The organism is Rhizobium album (genome assembly GCF_003122325.1).
GTDB lineage: Bacteria > Pseudomonadota > Alphaproteobacteria > Rhizobiales > Rhizobiaceae > Metarhizobium > Metarhizobium album.
The window spans coordinates 68,005-93,490 of the sequence record NZ_QFBC01000012.1; the positions used below are offsets into that span (position 1 = coordinate 68,005).

The 25,486-nt window shown below is 62.5% G+C and carries 20 protein-coding genes and 1 pseudogene; 11 read left to right on the plus strand and 10 right to left on the minus strand.

Features of this window, described 5'->3' with window-relative positions; all coding sequences use genetic code 11:
* The first annotated feature begins 34 nt into the window (after positions 1 to 34).
* The gene (locus DEM27_RS22325) at positions 35 to 1,108 is read left to right on the plus strand and encodes an ROK family transcriptional regulator (protein WP_109460457.1); all 1,074 of its coding nucleotides are present in this window, start codon (positions 35 to 37) and stop codon (positions 1,106 to 1,108) included.
* Between the two features lie 84 nt (positions 1,109 to 1,192).
* On the opposite strand, the pseudogene DEM27_RS22330 reads toward DEM27_RS22325, so the two are convergent.
* The 3 genes and pseudogenes from DEM27_RS22330 to DEM27_RS22340 all read right to left on the minus strand — a co-directional run bounded on the left by DEM27_RS22330 (position 1,193) and on the right by DEM27_RS22340 (position 3,105).
* A pseudogene (locus DEM27_RS22330) lies at positions 1,193 to 1,902 on the minus strand (IS6 family transposase).
* Entirely contained in the window at positions 1,853 to 2,038 is a 186-nt protein-coding gene (locus DEM27_RS34110; RefSeq protein WP_165823530.1) for a hypothetical protein, read from the minus strand. The pseudogene DEM27_RS22330 and the gene DEM27_RS34110 overlap by 50 nt, the downstream one beginning before the upstream one ends.
* 53 nt (positions 2,039 to 2,091) lie before the next feature.
* Positions 2,092 to 3,105 carry a zinc-binding alcohol dehydrogenase family protein gene (locus DEM27_RS22340; RefSeq protein WP_109460459.1) on the minus strand — a complete coding sequence of 338 codons (1,014 nt, stop codon included), beginning with the start codon at positions 3,103 to 3,105 and terminating at the stop codon, positions 2,092 to 2,094.
* A 104-nt stretch (positions 3,106 to 3,209) separates the two neighbouring features.
* Here DEM27_RS22340 and DEM27_RS22345 point away from each other — a divergent pair, with 104 nt between their 5' ends.
* Positions 3,210 to 3,608, plus strand: a complete 399-nt coding sequence (locus DEM27_RS22345; RefSeq protein ID WP_109460460.1) for a winged helix-turn-helix transcriptional regulator — start codon at positions 3,210 to 3,212, stop codon at positions 3,606 to 3,608.
* Positions 3,609 to 3,621: 13 nt separating this feature from the next.
* Here DEM27_RS22345 and repC read toward each other — a convergent pair whose 3' ends face one another.
* The 3 genes from repC to repA form a co-directional block, all read right to left on the minus strand.
* Entirely contained in the window at positions 3,622 to 4,830 is a 1,209-nt protein-coding gene (gene repC / locus DEM27_RS22350; RefSeq protein WP_109460461.1) for a plasmid replication protein RepC, read from the minus strand.
* A gap of 151 nt (positions 4,831 to 4,981) precedes the next feature.
* Positions 4,982 to 5,989, minus strand: coding sequence for a plasmid partitioning protein RepB (gene repB, locus DEM27_RS22355; protein ID WP_109460462.1), 1,008 nt, complete (start codon positions 5,987 to 5,989; stop codon positions 4,982 to 4,984).
* 3 nt (positions 5,990 to 5,992) lie between these two features.
* Positions 5,993 to 7,186 carry a plasmid partitioning protein RepA gene (gene repA / locus DEM27_RS22360; protein WP_109460463.1) on the minus strand — a complete coding sequence of 398 codons (1,194 nt, stop codon included), beginning with the start codon at positions 7,184 to 7,186 and terminating at the stop codon, positions 5,993 to 5,995.
* Positions 7,187 to 7,476: 290 nt separating this feature from the next.
* On the opposite strand from repA, the gene DEM27_RS22365 reads away from it, so the two are divergent.
* The 4 genes from DEM27_RS22365 to DEM27_RS22380 all read left to right on the plus strand — a co-directional run bounded on the left by DEM27_RS22365 (position 7,477) and on the right by DEM27_RS22380 (position 12,391).
* Positions 7,477 to 8,955 (plus strand): sugar ABC transporter ATP-binding protein, encoded by a 1,479-nt coding sequence (locus DEM27_RS22365; RefSeq protein WP_109460464.1) that lies wholly within the window; start codon positions 7,477 to 7,479, stop codon positions 8,953 to 8,955.
* The gene (locus DEM27_RS22370; RefSeq protein ID WP_109460465.1) at positions 8,955 to 9,983 is read left to right on the plus strand and encodes an ABC transporter permease; all 1,029 of its coding nucleotides are present in this window, start codon (positions 8,955 to 8,957) and stop codon (positions 9,981 to 9,983) included. Before DEM27_RS22365 ends, DEM27_RS22370 begins: the two co-directional genes overlap by 1 nt.
* Positions 9,984 to 10,027: 44 nt before the next feature.
* On the plus strand, positions 10,028 to 11,068 hold the full coding sequence (locus tag DEM27_RS22375; protein WP_109460466.1) for a substrate-binding domain-containing protein: 1,041 nt from the start codon (positions 10,028 to 10,030) through the stop codon (positions 11,066 to 11,068).
* Positions 11,069 to 11,137: 69 nt separating this feature from the next.
* Positions 11,138 to 12,391, plus strand: coding sequence for an LVIVD repeat-containing protein (locus DEM27_RS22380; protein WP_109460467.1), 1,254 nt, complete (start codon positions 11,138 to 11,140; stop codon positions 12,389 to 12,391).
* Positions 12,392 to 12,403: 12 nt separating this feature from the next.
* On the opposite strand, the gene DEM27_RS22385 is transcribed toward DEM27_RS22380, so the two are convergent.
* Positions 12,404 to 12,604, minus strand: a complete 201-nt coding sequence (locus tag DEM27_RS22385) for a hypothetical protein (protein ID WP_109460468.1) — start codon at positions 12,602 to 12,604, stop codon at positions 12,404 to 12,406.
* Positions 12,605 to 12,832: 228 nt separating this feature from the next.
* Between DEM27_RS22385 and DEM27_RS22390 the strand changes: the two genes are divergently transcribed.
* The 5 genes from DEM27_RS22390 to DEM27_RS22410 all read left to right on the plus strand — a co-directional run bounded on the left by DEM27_RS22390 (position 12,833) and on the right by DEM27_RS22410 (position 22,271).
* Complete coding sequence (locus DEM27_RS22390) at positions 12,833 to 14,590, plus strand: ABC transporter ATP-binding protein (protein ID WP_109460469.1); 1,758 nt, start codon at positions 12,833 to 12,835, stop codon at positions 14,588 to 14,590.
* 41 nt (positions 14,591 to 14,631) lie between these two features.
* Positions 14,632 to 15,864 (plus strand): peptidase T, encoded by a 1,233-nt coding sequence (pepT, locus tag DEM27_RS22395; protein ID WP_109460470.1) that lies wholly within the window; start codon positions 14,632 to 14,634, stop codon positions 15,862 to 15,864.
* A 65-nt stretch (positions 15,865 to 15,929) separates the two neighbouring features.
* Positions 15,930 to 17,717 carry a diguanylate cyclase gene (locus DEM27_RS22400; protein WP_109460471.1) on the plus strand — a complete coding sequence of 596 codons (1,788 nt, stop codon included), beginning with the start codon at positions 15,930 to 15,932 and terminating at the stop codon, positions 17,715 to 17,717.
* A 359-nt stretch (positions 17,718 to 18,076) separates the two neighbouring features.
* The gene (locus DEM27_RS22405) at positions 18,077 to 19,183 is read left to right on the plus strand and encodes an efflux RND transporter periplasmic adaptor subunit (protein ID WP_245446036.1); all 1,107 of its coding nucleotides are present in this window, start codon (positions 18,077 to 18,079) and stop codon (positions 19,181 to 19,183) included.
* A 10-nt stretch (positions 19,184 to 19,193) separates the two neighbouring features.
* Complete coding sequence (locus DEM27_RS22410; RefSeq protein WP_109460472.1) at positions 19,194 to 22,271, plus strand: efflux RND transporter permease subunit; 3,078 nt, start codon at positions 19,194 to 19,196, stop codon at positions 22,269 to 22,271.
* Between the two features lie 15 nt (positions 22,272 to 22,286).
* Here the strand turns inward: DEM27_RS22410 and DEM27_RS22415 are convergent, their stop codons facing one another.
* The 3 genes from DEM27_RS22415 to DEM27_RS22425 form a co-directional block, all read right to left on the minus strand.
* Positions 22,287 to 22,667 carry a DUF779 domain-containing protein gene (locus DEM27_RS22415; protein ID WP_109460565.1) on the minus strand — a complete coding sequence of 127 codons (381 nt, stop codon included), beginning with the start codon at positions 22,665 to 22,667 and terminating at the stop codon, positions 22,287 to 22,289.
* Between the two features lie 86 nt (positions 22,668 to 22,753).
* Positions 22,754 to 24,262, minus strand: a complete 1,509-nt coding sequence (adh, locus tag DEM27_RS22420) for an aldehyde dehydrogenase (RefSeq protein ID WP_109460473.1) — start codon at positions 24,260 to 24,262, stop codon at positions 22,754 to 22,756.
* A 141-nt stretch (positions 24,263 to 24,403) separates the two neighbouring features.
* Positions 24,404 to 25,360: a helix-turn-helix domain-containing protein gene (locus DEM27_RS22425; protein ID WP_109460474.1), complete on the minus strand. Its 957-nt coding sequence runs from the start codon at positions 25,358 to 25,360 to the stop codon at positions 24,404 to 24,406.
* Positions 25,361 to 25,486: the final 126 nt, after the last annotated feature.

The window sequence follows — 25,486 nt, forward strand, 5'->3', positions numbered from 1 at the left end:
GCCATTTGCGGGAAGGAGCGCTGCCTTGCCTGACATGCGTTTCGCACCGCCCAACCCGCTTCGTATCGCCGATCGCGCCAGTGGCCTCAATTCGCTCAGCGTGCGCAGCCACAACGAGCGCCTCGTCCTCTCGCTGCTGCTGCAGAACGAGGCGACGACCCGCCTTGAGATCGGAGAGAAGACCGGCCTTTCGGCGCAGACGATCTCCGTCATCGTGCGCTCCCTGGAACAGGAAGGCCTCGTGGTGCGCGGCGAGGCGCAGAAGGGCCGTGTCGGCCCGCCAACGACGCCGCTGATGCTGAATTCGGAAGGTGCCTATTCGGTCGGCGTCAGCGTCGGCTATCGCAACACCCACATCGTCGTCGTCGATTTTATCGGCACTGTGCAGCATCAACACGTGATGCCGCATAAGACAGCCGATACTTTCGATGCGCCGGAGGCTCTGGCGCTGGCAATCCGCCAAGCCGTCGCCAGTCTTTCTGAAAGCCGGCAAGCGCGTGTCGCCGGCGTTGGCCTTGCCCTACCCACGCCGCCGATGCGCTCAGGCCCGGATCATGACGTGCTGCACCGCTATCTGGAGACGGAGCTTGGCCTTCCCGTCTTCGTCCAGAATGACATCACGGCGGCAGCCGGCGGCGAAAGCCTGTTCGGCACGGCGCGGCAATTGCAGGATTTCCTGTTCTTCTATCTTGGCGCCCGACTGCATGGCCGTCTCGTGCTCAACCACCAGATCTACAACGGCAATTCGCCGCTGAGCTACGATGTCGGCGTGCTGGCGCTGGAGCGCTCTTTGCCGGCCGGCGACCCGACTGCGGCCAGGCTATGGGAACAACATCCGGCCTGGCCGCCGATGGGACCGGCATTCGCCGTCTGGCAGCAGGCCTGTGCGGAAAGTCTTATCAAATCGACGCAGGCGCTGTTGCAATTCATCGAACTGAAAACCGTGCTGCTATCGTCCTTCATTCCCCCCGAGATCTGCAGCGTGCTGTGCAAGCTCGTCCAGCAGGAAATTCCGTCCGTCAATGCCGTCGTCGGCCGAACGTCCGCAGCGCCAAAGGCTGTCGGTGCAGCAAGCCTTCCGTTCAGTTCCCGGTTCATGGTGAACTGATTGGAGATTTAAGGCCCTTGGCAGGGTTCGAACAGCTGCTGTTATTGGCGATCGGCCGCAGCTATGGCCTGAATGATGCCACTTTCATGCTCTGTTAACTTTTTGCAGTCCGAAGAGACGCGCAAGCAGATCGTTCTGATCGCTGACGGTCCAGCCACCGGAAAAGCCGAAACCTTTCCTGCCGTGTTGAAGGATTGGAAGCCGCCGATCCTGGGCATGGTCTTCTTCACCCGGAAGTGGTCGCTCTCGATTGCCTGTTGAAGAGGCTTGGTTACATAATGAACCGTATCCAGATGCAGTAGCCCATCGTCAACCGACGCTTTAGTCGCCGGCGGAAACGTATTGGCGCCATCCGTGCCGATCTTGCCGGGCGACAATAACGGCTCGTCTTTCAGCATCTTGCGGAAGAAGCGCCTGGCGGCATCGAGATCACGCTTCGCCGTCAGCAGAAAATCGACCGGGTTGCCGCATTTATCGATGGCGCGGTACAGAAAGCGCCACTTGCCGCGGATCTTTACATAAGTCTCGTCAATCCGGACCGAACCACAGTGTGGGCGGAACTGGCGCAACCGCTTCTCGATGACAGGTGCATAGGCAAGAACCCAGCGGTTGATTGTGCTGTGGTCGACCTCAAAGCCGCGCTCGCGGAACATCTCCTCAATATCCCGATAGCTGAGCGGACAGCGAAGCTACCAGGCCACCGCCTGCAGAATCAGCCACGCCTCGAAATGCCGGCCTTTGAAGTCATCCTTCGATTGGCGCTTCAGCTTTTCGGCAATGGCATTCAGAAGCATCGGTTCGCTCCGCAACGTTCGGAGCGAAAATTTCTCCTCCCATGGTCAACATCGGGTTAAATACAAAAATTTGCGGCAGGCCCATGTTGCTTCTCCATCCGAACCACCCAAAGATAAACGTCATGAACGGGATCATGACCCTTTCCGACCCAATCCCGTACATATGTTCCAGTAGCGTTGCATACGCCCTCAAAAACCCTCGAGCACGATCTTGCCCCTGGCCTTGCCGCTTTCGATCGTCGCATGCGCCTGTTTCAAGTTGGCGGCGCTGATCGGGGTCAGGACCTCGGTCACGGTGGTGCGGATCTTGCCCGCATCGATCAGCCCTGCCACCTCGCCGAGGAGTTTGCCTTGCTCGCCCATATCCGCCGTCTCGAAGATCGGCCGCGTGAACATGAGTTCCCAATGCGTCGACACTGCCTTGCGCTTGAACGGCATGACGTCGAGTTGCTCCGGGTCGTCGATCAGGCCGAACCGGCCCTGCGGTGCAATCAGTTCGACCACTTCCTTGAGATGACGGTGCGTTTCGGTGGTCGAAAAGACGAAGGCCGGCGCGCCGATGCCGAGGGCCGCCACCTGCTCCGCGAGCGGTCTGGCGTGGTCGATGACATGGTGGGCGCCGAGTTCTCGCACCCATGCTTGCGTTTCCGGCCGCGACGCCGTGGCGATGACCGTCAGCCCGGTCAGCGCCCGGACAAGCTGGATGGTGATCGAGCCGACGCCACCGGCACCGCCGATGATCAGGATCGCATTGGCAGCGCCCGGCACCGGCTTGCGGATATCAAGACGGTCGAACAACATTTCGTAGGCGGTAATCGCCGTCAGCGGCAAGGCGGCCGCCTCGGCATTGGAAAGCGTCTTCGGCTTGTGGCCGACGATCCTTTCGTCGACAAGGTGGAACTGGCTGTTGGCACCCGGCCGGATGATCGAGCCGGCGTAAAAGACCGCATCTCCCACCTTGAAGCCCGTCACGTCGGGGCCGGTCTCCACCACCTTACCGGCGGCATCCCAGCCGAGGACTTTCCATGACCCCTCATCCGCAGAAACTTTGCGTCGCACCTTCGTATCGACGGGGTTGACCGAGATTGCCTCGACCGCGACCAACAGGTCCCTTCCCTTTGCGACCGGACGTTCCAAATCGATATCGCTGAGAGAATCCTCTCGGTCGATGGCGCCTGCCTGCCTGTATCCGATTGCCTTCATCTCATGTCTCCTTGGCATGTGTTGCTGTCAACTGAAGATCGTCCTATGCTGCCTGAAGTGCAATACACACAAACAATGCACATAGTATCAAAAAGGGTACTGCAATGGCCAAGGCCCGACACTCCCGTTTCGACTGCAGCCCCGGATGTTCCGTCGAAGCCGCGATCGGCCTGATCGACGGCAAATGGAAATCCGTGATCCTCTTCCACCTTCTCTCCGGCACGCTGCGTTTCAACGAAATCCGCCGGCATATCGTCAACGTCACGCCGCGCATGCTGACAAACCAGCTGCGCGAACTCGAGGACGATGGGCTGGTCGAGCGGAAAGTCTACGCCCAAGTGCCCCCGAAGGTCGAGTATAGCCTCTCGCCACTCGGCCGCAGCATGCAGCCGGTCCTGCATGCGCTGAAGGCCTGGGGCGACAGCAATATCGGCCTCTACGGCAAACCGAAGGAGGTTCCGCCTCCACAGCAGGCCGACCCGGGCGAGCGCACCGGGGCTTGATGCCAGACGGGGATCACGCCGATTTCCTTTCCGGACCGGAATTTTGGCGCGTCAGCGCCATCAGCATCGGGCCGAGCGAAAACTCTCCGCGCGCCGCCTTGCGGGTCAGGTCGCGCAGATAACCGCCGGCCGACTGGATATGCCCTGCCCTTTCGAGAATGCAGGCGATGGCGGTGGCGGCATTTTCCGGCCCCATCACGTCACACGCCTCCTGATAGGCCGACGGACTGACGCCCAGCATCGACCGGACGACGACCGCGGCCGTCATCAAATCACGCCATTGGGTTATCATGCCACCAGATCCGTAATCGCCAATCTGCGGGCAGGCTTTCAGCACCATGCCAAGCGGGAAAGGCATGGCAGGTTCGGTCATCTGTCTGCGCTGCGGCCTGCCGTCCTGCTTGATTTTCAAGCGAGGTTCAGATTCATGGATGGAGTCTGTGTTTGAATTCTGTATGTGACGGTCATTTCCGACAGCATTGCCGGCTGTTTTTTTCGATTCTGCCTGAATTTCCAGCCGGTTGACGATTTCGTCACGAAGCAACGCCATCTCGTCGCGCAACTCCTCCAGATGCTCCGTGCCAGGCGTGCGCGGAATCCGCGATACCAGTTTCAGAAACATGGCTTCCACCGCCAACCAATCACCCGGCGCACCTTCCTTCATCGCCGCTGAAAGCAGCTTGCGCACGTCGCGTCGGCAGATCGAGAGACCTTCTTTCGCCACCAGGAAGCGCCGCCGTTCGGCAGCCACCTGCTGCGCCATCGACGCAAGCTCCTCGGCTCGGGCCAGCATCGGCGCAAGACTGAAGCCATAGGCTTGGTCGATTGCCCCCTCGCCGTCCTTGCGGGCATAACGCTTGCCGTTCGGGCTGTCCTTGCGGATGATCAGCCCCGCCTCGACGAGTGCGGCAAGATGCCGTCTCAACGTCGTTCCGGTGATGCCATGCGCCCGGATGGAGAGCTGCGCATTCGAGGGAAACACCACAAGCCCATGCTCCTCGCCGAGTTCCGCGTGCGGATAAAACGTCAGCAGCGCGTCGAGGACGGCCAGCGCTCTGTCCTGGACACCGAGCATGGCACGCGCCTCGCAGGCATCGCGAAACACCTTCCACTTGTCGACGCTCTTCCCCGTCGGCACCTCGGCGCTCTGCAACTGCCGTCTCACCAAGGCAAGCGTTATCGGCCGCCGCCCGAAGGGCGTCGTCACATTTCCAATCTGCATTTCTTTCACCTTGCTTCAGGCAAAAGAAAATCGATCACCAAAACGGCGCTAAAGACTCTTGACTGCGATTCGAGGAAATGCGATTCTCAAGGTGCTAACACGAGAAGGGCTTCCACGACGGCGACGTTTGGGGGCCTTTTTCTTTTGCTGTTCAGTCTCCCGTTTCCTGCTTGAATTCCTTGTAGAGGCTGTCGAGCCTCCGCTGCACGTAATCGTCGAAACCGGGCGCGGCCTTTCCATCGAAAACGAAAGTCGTTTTGCTGCCGATTCGCTTGAAGGTGACCGGCACGTTGCCGATCCGGCTTTCCGCCACGGTGAATTTCGCCTTTTCAGCCTTGGCGCTGGCCAGCAACAGGGCGCGCTGGAAGCGCTCGTTGCTGGGCAAGGCCTTGAGGTCGTCCGCGGACGACAGCGCCGCCAGCAAAACCTCCGGATCGCCGGATTCCAGCCGTTCGCCGAATTCCATCCAGCGGCGCCTGCCGATATCAGGCGCGGAGCCGATCAGCATGATCAGCGGCAAGGGCACCTGCCGCATGACGATCAGCATCTTCGACAGCGCCTGCTTGTCAACGCCGAGCGCCGCCATGATCGTCTCACGGCCGAAGGCGCGCTCTTCCAGCCGCTGGGCAAAAAGGGCGCGTTCTATATAAGAAAGGTTTGCCCGGGCGTTGTTCTCCTGGCCCTGGCTGACGACAAGCTGGTCATCCGTCAGTTCGCGGACGACGGCGCGAACCTTGCTGCCCAGTTGCCTGGCTGCGGCAAGGCGCCGATGCCCGTAGGCGACTTGGTAACGCCCCCTGCTTTCGGGATGCGGCCGCACCAGGATCGGCACCTGCTGGCCATGTTCGCGGATCTGCTCGACCAGCATAGACAGGTCCGCCGGATCGATCTCGAGCCGGTCCTTGACGAAGGAGCCGTCGATCAGCGCCGGATCGATCTCGACGATCATCTGGCCGGCGGCAAGTTGCCGCTCCAGATCCTGCGCCCTCTCCACCTTCTCGGTGATATTGCCGAGCGTCTTGGTGATGCCGCCCACGGGCGAGGCCGCCCGCATCTGCGGTGTGAGCCCGGCGATCGGTCGGTCGCTGCCGGTTGTCGCGCCGGTCTCCGGCCGCAGTTGCAACGGGGTGGAAACCTCGATGAGATTTTTGCGCGCCATCGATTACTTCCTTCCCCAGGTCGCGCGGATCAGCGCTTCGACCTCGCCATTGACGAGGCCGAGGGATTCCATCGCCCGGTCGTATGTGCCGCGGTTGAACTGCGAACGATCGACTTCGTACAGGGTCTGCTTGGTCACCCCGGCATCGGCGACCGCCGTCGACTTGAGCATGGCATTCTGCAGCATGCGATTGCCGAAAATCGCCCGCATGAAACCGGTCATCTGGCTCTGCGGACCGTCATTCGGCTCGAAGCGGGTCACGAGATAGCGCATCCAGTCGTAGCTGGTGCGACCGCCGGCACGCTCGACGACGGACATCAGTTCGCTCGTCATCGTCAGGAACTGCGACATCGACATGACGTCCAGCATCTGCGGATGCACCGTGATCAAGACTGAGGTCGCCGCACACAAAGCCGACATGGTGAGGAAGCCCAGTTGCGGCGGGCAGTCGACGACGACGATATCGTAAAAACTCTCGATCTCGGTCAGCACCTCGCCAATCCGGGCGAAAAACATCGATTCCACCCGCCCCGACGACATCGCCTTCGGCGTCTCGTGCTCGAATTCCATCAGCTCGAGATTGCCGGGGATCAGGTGGAGATTGGGCGTGTAGGTCGCCCGGACGATATCGGCGATCGGCCGCGGATCCTCGTAGCGGATGGCGCCGTACAGGGTTTCCCCCTCGCCGACATCCAATTCGGGCTGGTGACCGAACAGCGCCGACAAGGATGCCTGCGGATCGAGGTCGATGGCCAGCACCCGGTATCCCCTGAGCGCCAGATATTGCGCCAGATGGGCGGCGGTCGTCGTCTTGCCCGACCCGCCCTTAAAATTCATCACCGAAACGACCTGCAGCTTTTCATGGGTGCGGCGGGTCGGCACGTATTTCGCCGTGCCGTTTCGCTCGTCGAGGACCTTGCGGATGTTCTGCATGTCGTCGGCGGTGTAGAGGCGGCGGCCATTGGCGAGCGGATCCGGGCCATGCCCTTCCGCCGCCACCTGCCGCAGATACCCCTCGCCTATGCCGATGAAACCCGCAGCCTCGGCTGGAGAGAAGGCGCGAAGCACCTTGCGCGACAGCGGCGGAAAAATCTTCGCCTGATGCTGCTGCAGCTGATAGGACAGCTCCTGGGCATCCGTTGCGAGAAGCGACGGAAGATGCTCTTGTGTGTCGTAGGAAACCGGACTCGGCTGCATTCTTGAAACCTCGGGAAACTGCGCATTTTTCGTAAAATGACGATGAACTGCGCAGTTACAGTATGCTCCGATTCGTTACCAATTGACAAACGCTTAACCATGGCGGTTTTGCAGCTCCGAAAACCGGTCGTCCGCGGACGACTGCAGCGGGCCAAACAAAGCCGCCGGGCAACAGGATACTCCGATTGAGAAAATTTATTCTGCGATTTACATAAACAAGAAAATTGTCGTCCTTTGTGTCCGTTCGGACAGGATCTAAGGAAGAACCATATTTCGGATCAGATTTACCCATGTCTTTGCTCGTCGCCGAACACGTCTCCCATGCCTTTGGTTCGACCAAAGCGCTGACCGATTCGCATCTGTCCGTTGAAGCGGGGGAAGTCGTGGCGCTGATGGGCGCCAACGGCGCCGGGAAGTCCACGCTGGTGAAGATCCTCTCTGGTGTGATCCGCCCCGATGCCGGTCGCGTGACATTAAACGGCAAGCCCTATGCGCCGGAGAGCCCGGCGGATGCGGCGACCCGCGGCGTCGTCACCGTGCACCAGTCGACCGACGTCGTCGGCATTCCCGGATTGACGGTGGCGGATGCGTTGCTGCTGCAGCATTATGTGGAGAAGCGCTCGCCGTTTTTCCTGTCGCGCGCATCGGTCCGGCGGCAGGCGCGACGCGTCCTCGACGAAGCCGGCTTCCATTTGCCGCTCGACCGCGATTTCGCCGAACTGGGGGCTGCCGACCGGCAGATGGTGGCGATTGCCCGGGCGCTGTCGAACAAGGCGGAGCTGCTCATCCTTGACGAGCCGACCGCAAGCCTGTCGATGCAGGAGGCGAGCCGGCTCTATGACATCGTCCGCGGCCTGAAGGCACGCGGCATCGCCGTGCTTTACATCTCCCATCGCACCGCCGATCTGGCGGCACTGGCGGACAGGGTGGTGATCCTGCGCGGCGGACGCAATGTCGGCGCCTTCTCGCGGCCCGTCGATTTCGACGCCGCCATCGAGACGATGATCGGCCGGCCGCTCAGCGCCGCGCGCCCCAAAAAGCGCGAGCGTTTCGGAAGGCCGGTGATCGAGTTGAGAGGGGCTCGCCTGTTTCCAGACAGCGCGCCTTTCGATCTGGTCGTCCGGGAAGGCGAGGTGGTTGCCGTCACCGGCGTGCTCGGCGCCGGCAAATCCCGGCTGCTGTCGTCGCTCTTCGGCCTGAAGCGGCTGGCGGACGGCGAGGTCCTGCTCGACGGCAAACCTTATGCCCCGAAGAATCCCGAGGAGGCCATTGCCGCCGGCGTCGTGCTAGCCGGCGAAGACCGGCATCGCTCCTCGCTGATCCCGGCCGGCTGGCCGGGCGAGACGATTGCCGCGACGATCAGCCTGCCGCACCTGCCACGCTGGTATCCTTCCGGCTTCATGTTCTCCGGCCGGGAGCGGCGGGAAGGAAATCTCGCGATCAACCGGCTTGGCATCAAGGCGCTCGATGCCTTGGCCTCCGTCTGGTCGCTGTCGGGCGGCAACCAGCAGAAAGTCGTCATCGCCCGCTGGGAGGCGGAACCCAGCCGCGCCCTGCTGCTCGACGAGCCCTTCCAGGGTGTCGATGTCGGCGCAAGACAAGATATCATCGCCGCCATTCGTGCCCATGCCGACCGCGCCACGCTGATTGCCACCTCCGATTCGGAGGAAGCGCATGAGGTGGCCGACCGTGTCATCGAAATCGATCATCACAGCCTGATCGACAAGGCGCATGGCGGCGAAAACGGCCAGCAAGAGGAAAGCATCTGATGAGCCCGGTCACCGAAAACGCCCATGGCGAAACACCGAGACACACTGACGTCGTCAAGGACGTGGTGCGCAGGGGCGCCGTTTTCATCCTCTTGGCTTTGCTGGTCGTCGGTTTCTCCTGGACGCAGCCGGCCTTTGCCAACATCAACAACCTGATGAGCATTCTGCAGGCGGTCTCCGTGGTGGCGATCATCGGCACCGGCGTGACCGTGACGCTGGCCATCGGCGGCTTCGATCTTTCGGTCGGCGCCGTCGCTGCCTCCGCCGTCATGGCGGCCAGCTATGCAATGATCGTGCTCGGCCTCAACGCCTACCAGACCGTGCCGGTGGTGCTGGCCTTCGGCGCCCTCGTCGGCCTCGTCAACGCCTTCCTCATCGTCCGGCTGCAGGTGCCCGATCTCCTGGCAACGCTGTCCATGATGTTTTTGCTGATGGGACTGCAGCTCATCCCCACGGCAGGCCGCTCGATTTCGGTCGGCCTCATCCTGCCGGACGGTTCGACGGCATCTGGCAGCTACGATCCGATGTTCCTGATGATCGGCCGTTCCAGCCTGTTCGGCCTGGTGCCTCTGGCGGTCGTTCTGATGCTGCTGACGGCGGTGACGCTTTACATCCTCACCGAACGCACGAGGCTCGGCCGGCTGCTTTACGCCACCGGCGGCAACGAATTGGCGACCCGGCTTGCCGGTGCCAACACCGCACGGATCAAGACGTTCGCCTATGTCCTGTCCGGCGTGCTGGCAGCACTCGGCGGCGTCATCGTCGCGGCGCGGGTCGGGCGGGGCGACGTGTCGTCCGGGGCCTCGTTGCTGATGGATTCCGTTGCCGCCTCGCTGATCGGCTTCGCCGTGCTCGGCCTCCGGCGTCCGAACGTCCTCGGCACCGTGATCGGCGCCGTCTTCGTCGGCGTGCTGCTCAACGGCCTCACCATGCTCAATGCCCCCTACTATACCCAGGATTTCATCAAGGGCGCCGTGCTCGTCGGCGCGCTTGCCCTCACCTACGGCGTCAGCCGCGCCAAAAGCTGACACCGGACGATCGCTCGCCAGCAATAACAACGTGGATAGGAAACATGCTCAAGACGTTTAGAACTTTCGCCGCGGCCATTCTGGCCGGCTCCCTGCTCTCCACCGCCGCCGTCGCCGAAGGTATCAGCGGTGCGCCGGCGCCGTTCGATTCCCGCCAGGTCAACATCGCCGTGGTCAGCTTCCTTGGCGGCGGCGACTGGCTGCAGGCCTTTGAGGCCGGCGTCAAGCGCCAGGCCGATGCCCTCGGCGTCAACCTGACGATCTCGCAGGCCCGCAACGACAACGACACCCAGCGCAATCTCGTCGAACAGGCGATCAACCTCGGCGTCGACGGCATCATCATCAACAACGGCCGGCCGGAAGTCTTGAAGGACGTGGCCGAAAAGGCGCTTGAAAAGGGCATCAAGGTCGTCGCCTACGACGTCAACCTCGACAATCCGGCGATCCCGCAGATCGAGCAGAGCGACAAGGACATGGCCAGCCTCGTGCTCGAACAGGCCGTGAAGGACAAGGGCGACGGTTTTGTCGGCGGCGCCGTCTATGTCGCCGGCTTCGCGCCGCTCGACCGCCGCTATGCCGTCTGGAAGGATTTCGTCACCAAGCACAATCTGACGGAAAAGGCCGTCTGGGGCGTGGTCAACGACACCGTGCCGGCGTCCGTTGCCGACCAGACCAAGGCGGTGCTGCGCGCCAACCCGGATATTTCCGTGATCTTCACCCCCTGGGATGAATTCGCCAAGGGCGTCAAGCTCGCCATCGACGAGCTCGGCCTGTCGCAGCAGGTGAAGATCTACGGCGTCGACATCTCCACCGCCGACATCCAGCTGATGGTGGAGCCGGATAGCGCCTGGGCAGCCACCGCCGCCACCAATGCCGCCGTCGTCGGCGAAGTCTCCGTCCGCGCCGTCTCGCTGGCGATTGCCGGCCAGTCGCCCGGCCAGTCGGTGCTGTTGCAGCCGACGCTGATCACCCGCGGCGACCTGACCGGCAACGATATCAAGACGATCGAGGATCTGCAGCAAAAGTTCCCGGCCTTCCTGAAGAGCGATGCGGCAACCGCATCGTGGATTCCCGCAGCCAAGTAAATATTCTGCGAAGCGGCGTCGCGGATGGCGGCGTCGCGCCCCTCCTTGTCAACAGGACAGCAACGGACCATGGCCCAGATCGATCTTCCGACCCCCGACTTCGCCCGCAACATGCGCCTTGTCGGCCATAGCGATATCGGCGGCCGTGGCGACGGTCTGCAGCTGATGGTGCATCGCGGCCATGCCTATATTGCCCATCCCTGGTCGCAGGGATTTTCCATCGTCGACGTCCGCGATCCGCGCAATCCGAAGACGGTGAACTACATCCAGGCGCCGGCCAACACGTGGAACATCCACCTGCAGACCCATGAGGACCTGCTGCTGGTGATCGACGCCCTCGACCTGTTTGCCGATGTCGAGACATTTTCGGACGAGAAGACCTATTATACCCGGTCGGTCGGCGAGACGGTCGCCGCGAAAAAGCGCGAGCGCGCCTGGACGGCGGGCATGACGGTCTACGATATCTCCCGGCCGGATGCGCCGAGGAAGATCGGCCAGCTGAATATCGAAGGCGTCGGCCTTCACCGGCTGTGGTATGTCGGCGGGCGCTATGCCTATGCATCGGCGCTGCTCGACGGCTTCAGCGACTACATCTTCGTCACCATCGACATGGCCGACCCGACCCGGCCAGAACTCGTCGGCCGGTGGTGGCTGCCGGGCATGAACAGCGCCGCCGGCGAACAGCCGGACTGGGGGCAGGGGAGACGGTATGCGCTGCACCACGCGCTCGTGCACGGCAACACGGCCTATGCCTGCTGGCGCGACGGCGGCCTGACGCTGCTCGACATCACCGACCACGCCGCGCCAAAACTGATCAAGCATTACAACTGGTGCCCGCCCTATGGCGGCGGCACCCATTCGCCGCTGCCGCTGCCGGGCCGTGATCTGCTGGTCGTTGCCGACGAAGCGGTGCTCGACAACGAAGAGGACGGCCGCAAGCACACCTGGATCTTCGATATCCGCGTGCCGGAAAACCCGATCAGCATCTCGACCTTCCCGATTCCGAACGAAATCGACTACGTCAAGAAGGCCGGCCACTTCGGCCCGCACAATCTCCACGAAAACCGTCCCGGCTCCTTCGTTTCGGAAACGCTGATCTTCGCCACCTGGCAGAATGCCGGCATCCGGGCCTTCGACATCTCCGATCCCTATCATCCGGTCGAAACGGGCGCACTCGTGCCCGCCGGGCCGACGACCATGACGGACCGCCGGCCGGGTCGGCCGAAGGTCATCCAGTCCGCCGACGTCTTCGTCGATGCGGACGGCCTCATCTATGCGACCGACTATAATGCGGGTCTGGAAATCATCGAATACGGCGGCTAACCGTACCAGGCCCTACGGGTCCGTGCCGAAAAGCCGCTTGAGGATGCCGCCGCCAGCGGCGACATGCACCTCGTTGGACATCAGGAAGGCGGCCGGCTCCCAGCTTGCCTTCAAATCCTCGGAAATATCGAATGCATGTTCGGCTTCGTCGAGCAGGGGGTCGCGTGCGATACCTTGCTGATCATCTCTGTTGAGCGGAACGGACTGGGCCATGAGACCTCCTTGCTTTGCCAAGCTGCGGTTCATCGTCTCAATTGCACTTCACCCCAAAATTATAGGGCAGTGAGCCTGCGAGTTCAACAGCCGCGCCCAAGCCGGCAGGGCAGGGCAGCGGCCAACGGAAAATCTCCCGTCTCACAACACGCCGACTTGATTTTCAAAGCTTCCTTTTTGGGTTAAGTAAGGCCGAATTTTATGGCGCCCGTTGCGCCGGAGACAATCATGACGAGCACGATCAGGCGTTTCTTTGCCTACTACGCACCCCACAAGCGACTGTTTTTCCTGGATTTTTTTAGCGCGATCGCCTCCGGCCTGCTGGAGCTCGCCTTCCCGGTCGCCGTGACCCTGTTCATCGACAGACTGCTGCCGACCAACCAGATCGGCCTGGTCGCGCTGGCGGCTGCGGGGCTGCTCGCCATCTATTTCATCAATGCCGGCCTGCAGGTCATCGTCACCTATTGGGGCCATATGCTCGGCATCAACATCGAGACGGAGATGCGGCGCAAGGCGTTCGATCACCTGCAGACGCTGTCCTTCGGCTATTTCGACAATGCCAAGACCGGCCATCTCGTCGCGCGGCTGACCAAGGACCTCGAGGAAATCGGCGAGGTGGCGCATCACGGCCCGGAAGACCTGTTCCTGGCGATCATGACGCTGATCGGCGCATTTGCGATGATGTTCTGGGTGCATGTGCCGCTGGCGCTGATCACCGTGGCCATCGTGCCGCTGACGGCGCTCGTCACCGCCCATTACGGCGGCCGCATGACGACGACCTGGCGCGCGCTCTATCACCGCGTCGCCGACTTCAACACCCGCATCGAGGCCAATGTCGGCGGCATCCGTGTCGTCCAGGCCTTCGCCAACGAGGATCACGAGCGCAAGCTGTTTGCCAAGGACAACGGCAACTACCGTCGCACCAAGCTGGAAGCCTACCGTTTCATGGCGGCTTCCATGTCGCTCAATTATTTTTCGATGCGCTTCGTCCAGGTCGTCGTCATGCTGGCCGGCGCCTGGTTCGTGACCCGCGGCGAATTGAGCGCCGGCGGCTTCGTCGGCTTCCTGCTGCTGGTCAACGTCTTCCTGCGGCCGATCGAGAAGATCAGCTCGGTCATCGAGACCTATCCGAAGGGCATTGCCGGTTTCCAGCGATACCTAGAGTTCCTGGCGCAGAAGCCCGAAATCACCGACCGGCCGGAGGCAAGGATGGTCGGGCGGCTCGAAGGCGATATCCGTTACGACGGCGTCCGTTTCGGCTACAGCGACAAGCGCCCGATCTTCGACAATCTCAACCTGTCGATCAAGGCCGGCGAGATGGTGGCCTTCGTCGGCCCCTCCGGCGCCGGCAAGACGACGCTGTGCTCGCTGCTGCCGCGGTTTTATGACGTCACCGGCGGTGCCATCAGCATCGGCGGCGTCGACATCCGCGATGTGGCGCTGAAATCGCTGCGCAGCAATATCGGCATCGTCCAGCAGGATGTCTTCCTGTTTGCCGGCACCATCCGCGAAAACATCGCGTACGGTCGGCTCGACGCCACAGAAGAGGAAATATGGGACGCCGCCCGCCGCGCCCGCCTCGACGACGTCATCACCGCGCTTCCCGACGGTCTCGACACGATGATCGGCGAACGCGGCGTCAAGCTGTCCGGCGGCCAGAAACAGCGCATGGCAATCGCCCGCATCTTCCTGAAGAACCCGCCGATCCTCATCCTCGACGAAGCGACATCGGCGCTCGACACCGAGACGGAACGCGCCATCCAGGCATCCCTGGCGGAACTGTCGAAGGGCCGCACGACGCTGGTGATCGCCCACAGGCTCGCCACCATCGTCCGGGCGGACCGCATCCTCGTCGTCGATCGCGGCGCGATCATCGAGCAGGGAACGCATTCGCAACTGGTGACGCTGCGCGGCGGGCTCTACCGCAAGCTTCACGATGCCCAGGCGGAGCAGGAGCCGCCGACGCTTCTGGAGCAGCGGCCGTAATCCACGTCGCACAAAAACGCTGTGAATACAGGAGAATAGCCATGACCGACACCGTTCTCGATCGTTTCCTCCGCTACGTGGTTGTCGATACGCAATCCGACCCGGATTCGCCGGCGCAGCCCTCGACGGAGAAGCAGAAGGACCTGGCACGCATCCTGGTGGCGGAACTGCAGGCCATTGGCCTAACCGACGCCCATCTCGATGAGCACGGTTATGTCTATGCGACGCTTTCCTCCAACAGCGACAAGACGGTGCCCGTCATCTGCTTCTGCTCACATATGGACACGGCGCCAGATTTCACCGGAACCGGCGTCAAGCCGCAGGTCGTTCGAAACTATGCCGGCGGCGATATCCGGCTGCCGGCAGACCCGCAGCAGGTCATCCGGGTCGCGGAGAACCCGGCGCTGCGCGACCAGATCGGCAACGACATCGTGACATCGGACGGCACGACGCTGCTCGGCGCCGACGACAAGGCCGGGATCGCCGAGATCATGACAGCCATGCAGGTCCTCATCGGCAATCCCGACATCCGGCACGGTACGATCAAGGTCCTGTTCACGCCGGACGAAGAGATCGGCCGCGGCGTCGACAAGGTCGACATCGAAAAGCTCGGTGCCCGGTTTGCCTATACCATGGACGGTGAAACGGCCGGGCATGTCGAGGACGAATCGTTTTCCGCCGATGGCGTCGAGATCGCCATCCAGGGCGTCGCCATCCATCCCGGCTTCGCCAAGGACAAGATGGAAAACGCCATCAAGATCGCCGGCGAGATCGTCGCGGCCTTGCCGAAAAACCTTTCTCCGGAAGCCACCGAAGGCAGGGAAGGCTTCATCCACCCGACCGACATCAAGGGATCGATGAAGAAGGCGCAAATCAGCCTGATCGTCCGCGATTTCGTGGAAGAAGGGCTGGCAGACAAGGAAGCGCTGCTCGAAGACATCGTCAAGGGCGTAATGCAGGCCTATCCCGGCTCTTCCTACAGTTTTGCCGTGCGGCAGCAATATCGCAACATGAAAGCGATCCTCGATCGCCATCCCGAGATCAGCGACAACGCCGTGGAGGCGATCCGGCGGGCCGGGATGACACCGGTGCGCGGCAGCATCCGCGGCGGCACCGATGGCTCGCGCCTCTCCTTCATGGGCCTGCCCTGCGCCAACATCTTCGCCGGCGGCCATGCCTTTCATTCGCCGCTGGAGTGGGTCAGCCGCCAGGATATGGAAAAGGCGGTCGCCACCATCGTCGAACTTGCCCGGATTTGGGAAGAAAGGGCCTGACAGCGCCGGCGCATATACTTTTGCCTTAAGTCTCTCTCAATGCCCATGACTTATAAATTGCAAGCATGCGCATAAACGAGATCACCAATTGGGCTTATGGCTTCACGGTTCTGCTGACGGCATTGTCCGGCGCGGCCTTCATGCTGTCTGCAAACAGCGCCAACCAGGAACGCATCGCCGTCGAACAGCATCTGGCCCTGGACGGCCTTGCAAAACATCTGGCGCTGGTGGCGGAAGAACGCACCGACGAAGCGCGTCTCTACGTCATCCGCGGCCACGAACGCCATTTCGAAGCGTTCGCCGCCAAGGAAAACGAAGAGCGAAATCTTGAACATACCATCGAGCGCATAAAAGAATTCGGCGCCTCGGACGAAGAACTGCGTGTCCTGCAGTCCGTCGGCGCCGCCGCAGACGCGCTGGACAGCACCGAACAGGCCGCCGTCGCGGCCTACAGGCGAAACGACGTTTCCGGCGCCAGGCAATTGTTGTTCGGCCCCGAGCACGAACGTCTTCAGGCCCTGCTGCTCGGCCAGGTCGAGCAGTTCTCGACGTTGACGAACGCGCGGACCGGACAGGCGCTGGAAGTCGCCCGTATCCGCAGCGACTGGCTCGGACTTGCTGCCAAGGTCATGCTGGCCCTCACTGCCGCGCTGTTCCTTGGCGTGCTCTACTTCATCCTCAAACGGCGGATTTCCATGCCGCTGACGCGGATGACAGGCATCGTCCGGCGGCTTGCGAACCAGGATTATACGGTCGATGTTCCAATCGATCGCCGCCAGGATGAAATCGGTGACATGCACCAGGCCATCCAGATCTTCCGCACCAACGGCATCGAGCGCGACCGTATGGACGCCGAACGCCGGCAGGACCAGCAGACCAAGGATCTCATCCTGCAGATGATGCACCGCCTGCAGGCATGCCAGAACCGGCAGGAACTGGCGGATATCGTTTCGCGTTTTGCGCCGCAGATCTTCCCGAACCTCGCCGGGCATCTCTACGTGATGAACGACGGCAGGACCTCGCTCTTCCGGATCGGCACCTGGCTCGAGCCGCAGCATTGCAGCGAAACCTTTGCCCCCGACGCCTGTTGGGCATTGCGGCGGGGGCATGCGCATATCAGCAACAGCGCCCACGACGACATTCCCTGCCATCATCTCGACAACCACGTCACGGCCGGCCTGTGTGTGCCGCTGATGGCGCAGGGCGATACGATCGGGCTGCTGTATTTCGAGGAGAGGGAAGGGCATCAGGGCGTCAACGAGGCCTCGCGGCTTTACCTCGAACTGATCGCGGAAAACATCGGCCTCGCCACCGCAAACCTGCAATTGCGCGAAAGGCTGACCAGCCTCGCCACCAGCGATGCCCTGACCGGCCTCCTGAACCGCCGCAGCCTGGACGAAGCACTGAACCATCTGGCACGTGACAACCGGGACGAAGCGGTCGCCTGCCTGATGATCGACATCGACCACTTCAAGCGTTTCAACGACAATTATGGCCACGATGCCGGCGATGTCGTCATGCAGCATGTCGGGCAGATCATGCGCGATACCGTCGGCAAGGCGGGCAAGGTGTTCCGTTTCGGCGGGGAAGAATTCACCGTGCTGCTGCCGCAAGCGACGGAGGCGCAGGGGCTGGAGCTTGCCGAGCGCCTTCGCGAGCAGATCGCCGCAACACCCTTCTCGCATCGTGGACGCATTCTCGGCTCGGTGACGATTTCCGTCGGCGCGGCCTCGTCGCCGCAGGACGGCCCGGTCACTACCCTTGTGACACGCGCCGATGCGGCGCTGTTCCGCGCCAAGTCCGGCGGCAGGAACCGCACCGTCGCTGCTTCGGTTTATTCCCCCGCCGCGTGACGGGTGGCCGGATTTGGCAGCCGATGGACCCAGGCAATTTTCTCCTTTATTCTGAGCATCCAGCGACCGACGTAAACATGTCCATCATGTAGCGTTGCCATAAATGCGCCGGTTTGAACCAAAGACGATGTCTGGCGTTCTGCGAATGCGGCCGGCACGAATCGGTATCTGCCCGTTTCCGCCCGGAGGAAAGGATAAGCGAATACCCCGTCCAGCTCCATTTTTCGCACCTCCGACCCTGCTGCATCGCACAATTGCGTGATCGGTCCGTGATCTTATTACTAAACTTTAATTTCCACTTTTGCTCCATTGCTGTGACTATAGGCGTGATGGTGCGTTGCAAAATGACGAGGTAGGTCATGATGAAGGTCGTGACAGGGTTGTTCCTGATCGTGCTGGCGGCTGTGGCCGGCGGCGCCGCTGTGCATTTCCGCTGGATCGACGCGAGTTCCGTGCTCGACGTGGCCCCGGCGACAGCCAGCCAGCCGGCGAACCGGACGCCATCTGCGACGGCGGTCGAGGTTTCCACCGCAGAAGAAACGATCGCGACCACCGACATCAATGCCATCGGCACGCTGCAATCCGATGAATCCGTGCAGCTTGCGCCGGAAGTCGCCGGTCGCGTTGCGGCCATCCGCTTCGACGAAGGCCGCCCGGTGAAGGCCGGCGACATCCTCGTCAGCCTCGACAACTCGCTCGCCAGGGCATCGGAAGACGAAATCAAGGTGCGGCTCGACCTGGCCACCAGCAATTACGACCGGGCACAGCGCATGGCCGGCAACGGCACCGGGACTGCGCGCGAACTCGACACGGCGCTGGCCGAGCGCAACACCGCCACGACGCTGCTGAATTCACAGCGCGTGCAACTGGCCAAGCTGGATATCGCCGCTCCTTTCGACGGGGTCGTCGGCCTGCGGCGCGTATCCGTCGGCAGCTACGTCGCCGTCGGCACGCCGCTGGTGAATATCGAGAAGATCAATGTGCTCAAGGTCGATTTCAAGGTGCCGGAAACCAACCTGCAGCAGGTCCGCGTCGACCAGGAGGTGGAGATCTCCGTCGATGCCATGCCCGGCAAGGCGTTCACCGGCACGATCTATGCGATCGATCCGATGGTCGATGTCAACGGCCGCGCCGTCAGCATCCGCGCGCGCCTGCCGAATGACGATCTGACCCTGCGTCCCGGCCTGTTCGCCCGCATCCTGATCAAGGGCATGGATCAGAAAAAGGTCGTGACGGTGCCGGAAGCGGCCATCGTCGCCCGCGGGCAGGATCGCCTGGTGTGGACCATCGTCGATGGCAAGGCGCAGGAAAACAAGGTGACCATTACCGGCCGCAAGGCCGGCATCGTCGAACTCGAAGGCCTCGTCCCCGGCGCAACCGTGGTGGTTGCCGGCCAGGCGCGCCTGCGCAAGGGTGCCGCGGTCGATATCGTCAACGGCGCCGCGCCGCAGGCATCGGCAAGCTGAGGAGCGCTTCATGGGATTCTCGGAACTCTGTATCCGTCGTCCCGTCTTCGCGACGGTTCTGAGCCTGCTGATGCTGCTGGTCGGCATCGTTTCCTACGATCGCCTCAGCGTGCGTGAATATCCCAGTATCGACGAGCCGGTGGTCTCGGTCGTCACCAGCTATCCCGGCGCCTCCGCCAGCATCATCGAAAGCCAGGTGACGCAGGTCCTCGAAGGGTCGATTGCCGGCATCGAGGGCATCGATGTGCTGGAATCCAACAGCCGGGCGGAATCGAGCCGCATCACCGTGCGCTTCCGCCTCGAAATCGACCCCGCCGTTGCCGCCAGCGATGTCCGCGACCGCGTCAGCCGCGTGCGCCAGCGCCTTCCCGACGAGATCACCGAGCCGGTCATCTCCAAGGTCGAAGCCGATGCGCAGCCGGTGGTCTTCGTCGTCTTCCGCAACGACAACATGTCGCCGCTGGAGCTGACCGACTATGTCGACCGCAACATCGTCGACCGCTTCAAGAACGTCACCGGCGTGGCAGACGTGCAGATCTACGGCGAGCGGCGCTATGCCATGCGCATCTGGATCGATCGCGAACGGCTGGCCGCCCTCGGGCTGACGGTGCAGGAGATCGAAAACGCGCTGCGCTCCCAGAACGTCGAAATCCCGGCCGGCCGCCTGGAGAGCAACGATCGCGAGTTCACCGTGCTGTCGAAGACGGCGCTGAGCACGGTCAAGGAATTCGAAAACGTCATCGTCAAGCGCGACGGCGGCACGCTGGTCCGCCTGAGCGAGGTTGCCCGGGTACAACTCGGCGCCGCCGACGAACGGCGGGCCGGCCGCTTCAACGGCGAAAGCGCCATCGTCGTCGGCATCATCAAGCAGGCAGTGGCCAATCCGCTGGATGTTTCCGCCGGCGTCAACGCCATCCTGCCCGGCATCAACGAAAACCTGCCCGATGGCATGACCGGCGCCATCGGCAACGACAATTCCGTCTTCATCGAAAAGGCGATCGGCGGCGTCTATTCGACGATCGTCGAGGCCATCATCCTCGTGCTGATCGTCATCGTCGTCTTCCTGCGGTCGCTGCGCGCCTCGATCATCCCGATCGTCACCATCCCGATTTCGCTGATCACCACCTGCGCCATCATGTATGCGCTGGGTTTCAGTATCAACACGCTGACCCTGCTGGCCATGGTGCTGGCGATCGGGCTTGTCGTCGATGATGCCATCGTGGTGCTGGAAAACATCTTCCGGCATATCGAAGAGGGCATGAAGCCGTTCCAGGCGGCGCTCAAGGGCACGCGCGAAATCGGCTTCGCCGTCATTGCCATGACGCTGACGCTTGCCGCCGTCTACGCACCTGTCGCCTTCGCCGCCGGCCGCACGGGACGGCTGTTTTTGGAATTCTCGCTGACGCTGGCCGGTGCGGTCATCGTTTCCGGCTTCGTGGCGCTGACGCTGACGCCGATGATGTGTTCGCGGCTGCTGCGCCACGAGGCGAAGCCCGGACGGATCTCCTCCTTCATCGAGCGCGGCCTGACCGGGCTGGAAAACGGCTATCGTAGCCTGCTGACCGCCTCGCTACGCATCCGCCCGCTGGTCGCCCTTCTGGCCCTGGTGGTGGCCGGCGGCAGCGTCTATTTTTACATGAAGCTGCCGCAGGAACTGGCACCGATCGAGGATCGCGGCGTCATCCGTGTCATGGGCACGGCACCGGAAGGCTCGACGCTTGCCTATACGGAGCGTTATTCGAAACAGGTCGAGGAACTGCTGAAACCGATCACCGAGGTCGACAGCATCCAGACGATTAACGGCATGCCGGAAGTCAACCGCTTCCTGGTCTTCGGCCGCCTGAAGGGGTGGGATGCCCGCGACAAGCGGCAGCAGGAACTGGTTGCCTCGATATTGCCGGAGCTCCGGCGCATTGCCGGCGTCAATGCTTTCTCCAACAATCCGCCGTCGCTCGGCACGTCGAGCAATGCCCGGCCGATCGAATTCGTGCTGCAGAGTTCCGGCACCTATGAAGAACTCGACCAGTTGACGCGCCGGTTCCTCGACCGGATCGCCGATTATCCCGGCCTGACCAACGTCGATACCGACCTCAAGCTCAACAAGCCGGAAATGACGATCGACATCGATCGCGAAAAGGCGTCCGATCTCGGCATCGATATTTCCGTCGTCGGCCGCACGCTGGAAACGCTGCTCGGCGGCCGCCAGGTGACCCGCTTCGAGACGGATGGCGAGCAATACGACGTCTATGTGCAGCTGGCCGCCGAAGACAGGGCCTCGCCCTCGACGCTGTCGACAATCTTCCTCAAGTCGCCGTCGGGCGAGATGGTTCAGCTTTCCAACCTCGTCACCGTCAAGGAAAGCGTCGCGCCGCAGGAGTTGCGCCGTTTCAACCAGCTGCGGGCCGTGACTGTCTCCGCCAACCTGACCCCCGGCACCTCCACCGGCGAGGCGTTGACCTTCATGGAAAATGCCGCGCGCGAGGTGCTGCCGGACAGCGTGCAGACGGATGTCTCCGGCCAGAGCCGCGAATTCCGGGCGGCGGGGCAAAGCCTTGCCATTGTCTTCGTCCTGGCGCTCGGCTTCATCTATCTCGTGCTTGCCGCCCAGTTCGAAAGTTTCCGCGATCCGCTGATCATCATGATCTCGGTGCCGCTGTCGATGACCGGCGCATTGGCCGCACTCTATTTCGCCGGCGGCTCGCTGAACGTCTATTCGCAGATCGGCCTGGTGACGCTGGTCGGCCTGATCACCAAGCACGGCATCCTGATCGTCGAATTCGCCAACCAGCAGCAGGAGGCCGGCAATCCGCGCCTGACCGCCGTCATCGAGGCGGCGACCCTGCGCCTGCGGCCGATCCTGATGACCACCGGCGCCATGGTGCTCGGTGCCGTGCCGCTGGCGATCGCGCATGGAGCAGGGGCCGAAAGCCGCCAGCAGATCGGCTGGGTCATCGTCGGCGGCATGTCGCTCGGCACGATCCTGACGCTGTTCGTGGTGCCGATGGTCTATTCGCTGGTCGGGCGCAATTCGGCAAGGCACGAAGAGCCGGCAACCAACGTCGAGCGCCTGCCTGCCGCGGCCGAATGACTGGAATGGATGCGGTTACCGGGCGCCGGGAACGGCGCAGGCTTCTCCGCCGCCGAACAGGCGGGAGCGGGTGAGGAAACGTTTTTCGCGGCCGTTGTCCAGCGAGAACATGCCGCCCCTGCCGGGCACGACGTCAATGATCAATTGCGTGTGTTTCCATGCCTCGAACTGGCTGCCGCTGATATAGACCGGCACGCCGCCGATCTCGCCGAGCTTCACGTCGGTCTCGCCGACGCGGAATTCGTTGGCCGGATAACACATCGGCGACGAGCCGTCGCAACAGCCGCCGGACTGGTGGAACAGAATCTCCGGATAGTCGCTGCGGATTTCGTCGATCAGGGCGAGGGCGGCGTCGGTCGCCAGCACCCGCGGTTCGCCGTTGACAGTCGCTTCTATGTCGTCCTCCTCCGCCATGCGCCATCAAAATCGCCTCTCCCCGGGGGAGGGGAGAGGCGGAATTGCAAAAACCACACTCTGGCGGCTCAGAAGAATCCGAGCGCCTTCGGGCTGTAGCTGACCAGCATGTTCTTCGTCTGCTGGTAGTGGTCGAGCATCATCTTGTGCGTTTCGCGGCCGATGCCCGACTGCTTGTATCCGCCGAAGGCCGCGTGGGCCGGGTAGGCGTGATAGCAATTGGTCCAGACGCGGCCGGCCTGGATTTCCCGGCCGAAGCGATAGGCGCGGTTGCCATCACGGGTCCAAACGCCGGCGCCGAGGCCATAGAGCGTATCGTTGGCGATTTCGAGGGCTTCCTTCTCGTCCTTGAAGGTGGTGACGGAGACCACAGGCCCGAAAATCTCCTCCTGGAACACACGCATCTTGTTGTGGCCCTTGAAGATCGTCGGCTTGACGTAGAAACCGCCCGAGAGATCGCCGCCGAGATCGTTGCGCGATCCGCCGGTGAGGACTTCCGCTCCTTCCTGCCTGCCGATATCGAGATAGGCGAGGATCTTTTCCAGCTGCTCGCTGGACGCCTGGGCGCCGATCATCGTTGCCGAATCCAGCGGGTTGCCCTGCTTGATCGCCTCGACACGCTTGACGGCCTTTTCCATGAAGCGGTCATAGACCGATTCCTGGATGAGCGCCCGGCTGGGGCATGTGCAGACCTCGCCCTGGTTCAGCGCGAACATCGCGAAACCTTCGAGCGCCTTGTCGAGGAAGTCGTCATCTTCCGCCGCAACGTCGGCAAAGAAGATGTTGGGCGACTTGCCGCCGAGTTCCAGGGTCACCGGAATGAGGTTCTGGCTGGCATACTGCATGATCAGCCGGCCGGTGGATGTTTCGCCGGTGAACGCGATCTTGGCGATGCGCGGGCTGGTGGCGAGCGGCTTGCCGGCTTCGAGGCCAAAGCCGTTGACGATGTTGAGCACGCCGGGCGGCAGCAGGTCGCTGACGATCTCGGCCCAGACGAGGATGGAGGCCGGCGTCTGCTCGGCAGGCTTCAGCACGACGCAGTTGCCGGCGGCGAGCGCCGGGGCGAGCTTCCAGGCCGCCATCAGGATCGGGAAATTCCACGGAATGATCTGGCCGACGACACCGAGCGGCTCATGGAAATGATAAGCGACGGTATCGTGGTCGATCTCGCCGATCGAGCCTTCCTGGGCGCGGATGCAGGACGCGAAATAGCGGAAATGGTCGATCGCCAGCGGGATGTCGGCGGCCATGGTCTCGCGGATGGGCTTGCCGTTGTCCCAGGTCTCGGCCTGCGCCAGAACCTCCAGCTTGTCCTCCATGCGCTGGGCGATCTTCATCAGGATGTTGGAGCGTTCCGCAGCCGATGTGCGGCCCCATTTTTCCTTGGCGGCATGGGCAGCGTCCAGCGCGGCGTTGATGTCGTTTTCGTCGGAACGCGGAATATCGCACAGCTTGCCGCCGGTCACCGGCGTGGTGTTCTCGAAATAGCGGCCGCCGATCGGTTCGCGCCAGTCGCCACCGATGAAGTTGCCGTATTTCAGCTTGAACGGAGATTCGACGATTTTCTGATGCAGCATGTCATCCTCCCTGAGATGGATCGGGTTCGAGTGAACCGATGGAGGAAATCTGCGCGTTTCCGGGGTTTGGAACCAGCACCCCGAGGCCATACCGCATTGCACAGTGTCGCAGGGCTGCGACACCCCGGCTGCGCGGAAACGTCAATGCAGGTCGAGTTTTTTCATCTTGCGGTGCAGCGTCGCCCGGCTGATGCCGAGTGCCGCGGCGCAACGCGAAACATTGCCGTTGTTGCGCGACAGCGCCTGCAGCAGGGCCGCCCGTTCGGCTTCGATGAGGTCGGCACCCGGCGCGCGGCTTTCCTGCAGCACGTCGGCGGCCGGCAGGCCGGCGGCGATGCGCTTGTCGTCCAGCTTCAGGGTGAGGCGCGCCGCGCGCGTGGCGCCGATCACCAGGTCGTGCCGGTCCACGGCCAGAAGTGCTGCGGCGGAATTGGCGCCGAACGGCAACATCACGAACCGCGCGCCCGGAAAGGCGCTGCGAAACACATTGAGCTCGATACGCGTGGCCGCATCGCGCACCGTCTGCGACAGGATCGCCAGCGTCATCTCGTTGACGTCGTCCCGGCAGGTCGAGATATCGAGCGCGGCAAAGATCTGGCCGCGATGATCTCGGATCGGCGCCGTGGTGCAGCTGAGGCGGATGTTGGACGAGAAGAAATGCTGGTCGCGGAAAATGCTGACCGCGCGTTCATCCGCAAGCGCCGTGCCGATGCCGTTGGTGCCGATGCTGGCTTCGGTCCAGACCGAGCCGGTCCACAGGCCGAGCGAACGGAACTCACGGTCGTCGCCGGCAGCCCCCCGGCGCTCCAGCGCGATGCCGCTGCGATCAGTGAGCAGCAGGCAGCAACCGCCCTTGCCGAAAGTGGCGAACAGGCGATCGAGTTCATCCGTGGCGTGGGCGACGAGTTGTTCCGCCTCCTCGCGGGCCAGGCGGAATTCCTGCTCCATCAGCCGCAGCGGGACGCGCTGATCCTCCGGGGCCAGCTGGTGCATGGTCATGCACCGCCGCCATGAAGCAACGATCGGCGAACTCGCAGCGGCTGAGCTCTGCTGCGCGGAGGCATAGACATGATCCGCATGTGCAGTCTGTTCGTGCATCGGCTCCTCCCAACGGAACTGAGCATATTCTTTTGCAGAATAAAGTCTCGTTTTTCAATTCGACCAATGGATGGCATGCGACGCGCGTAAATTTTCATGGCGCAAACTGTCGCAATCCTGAGATAG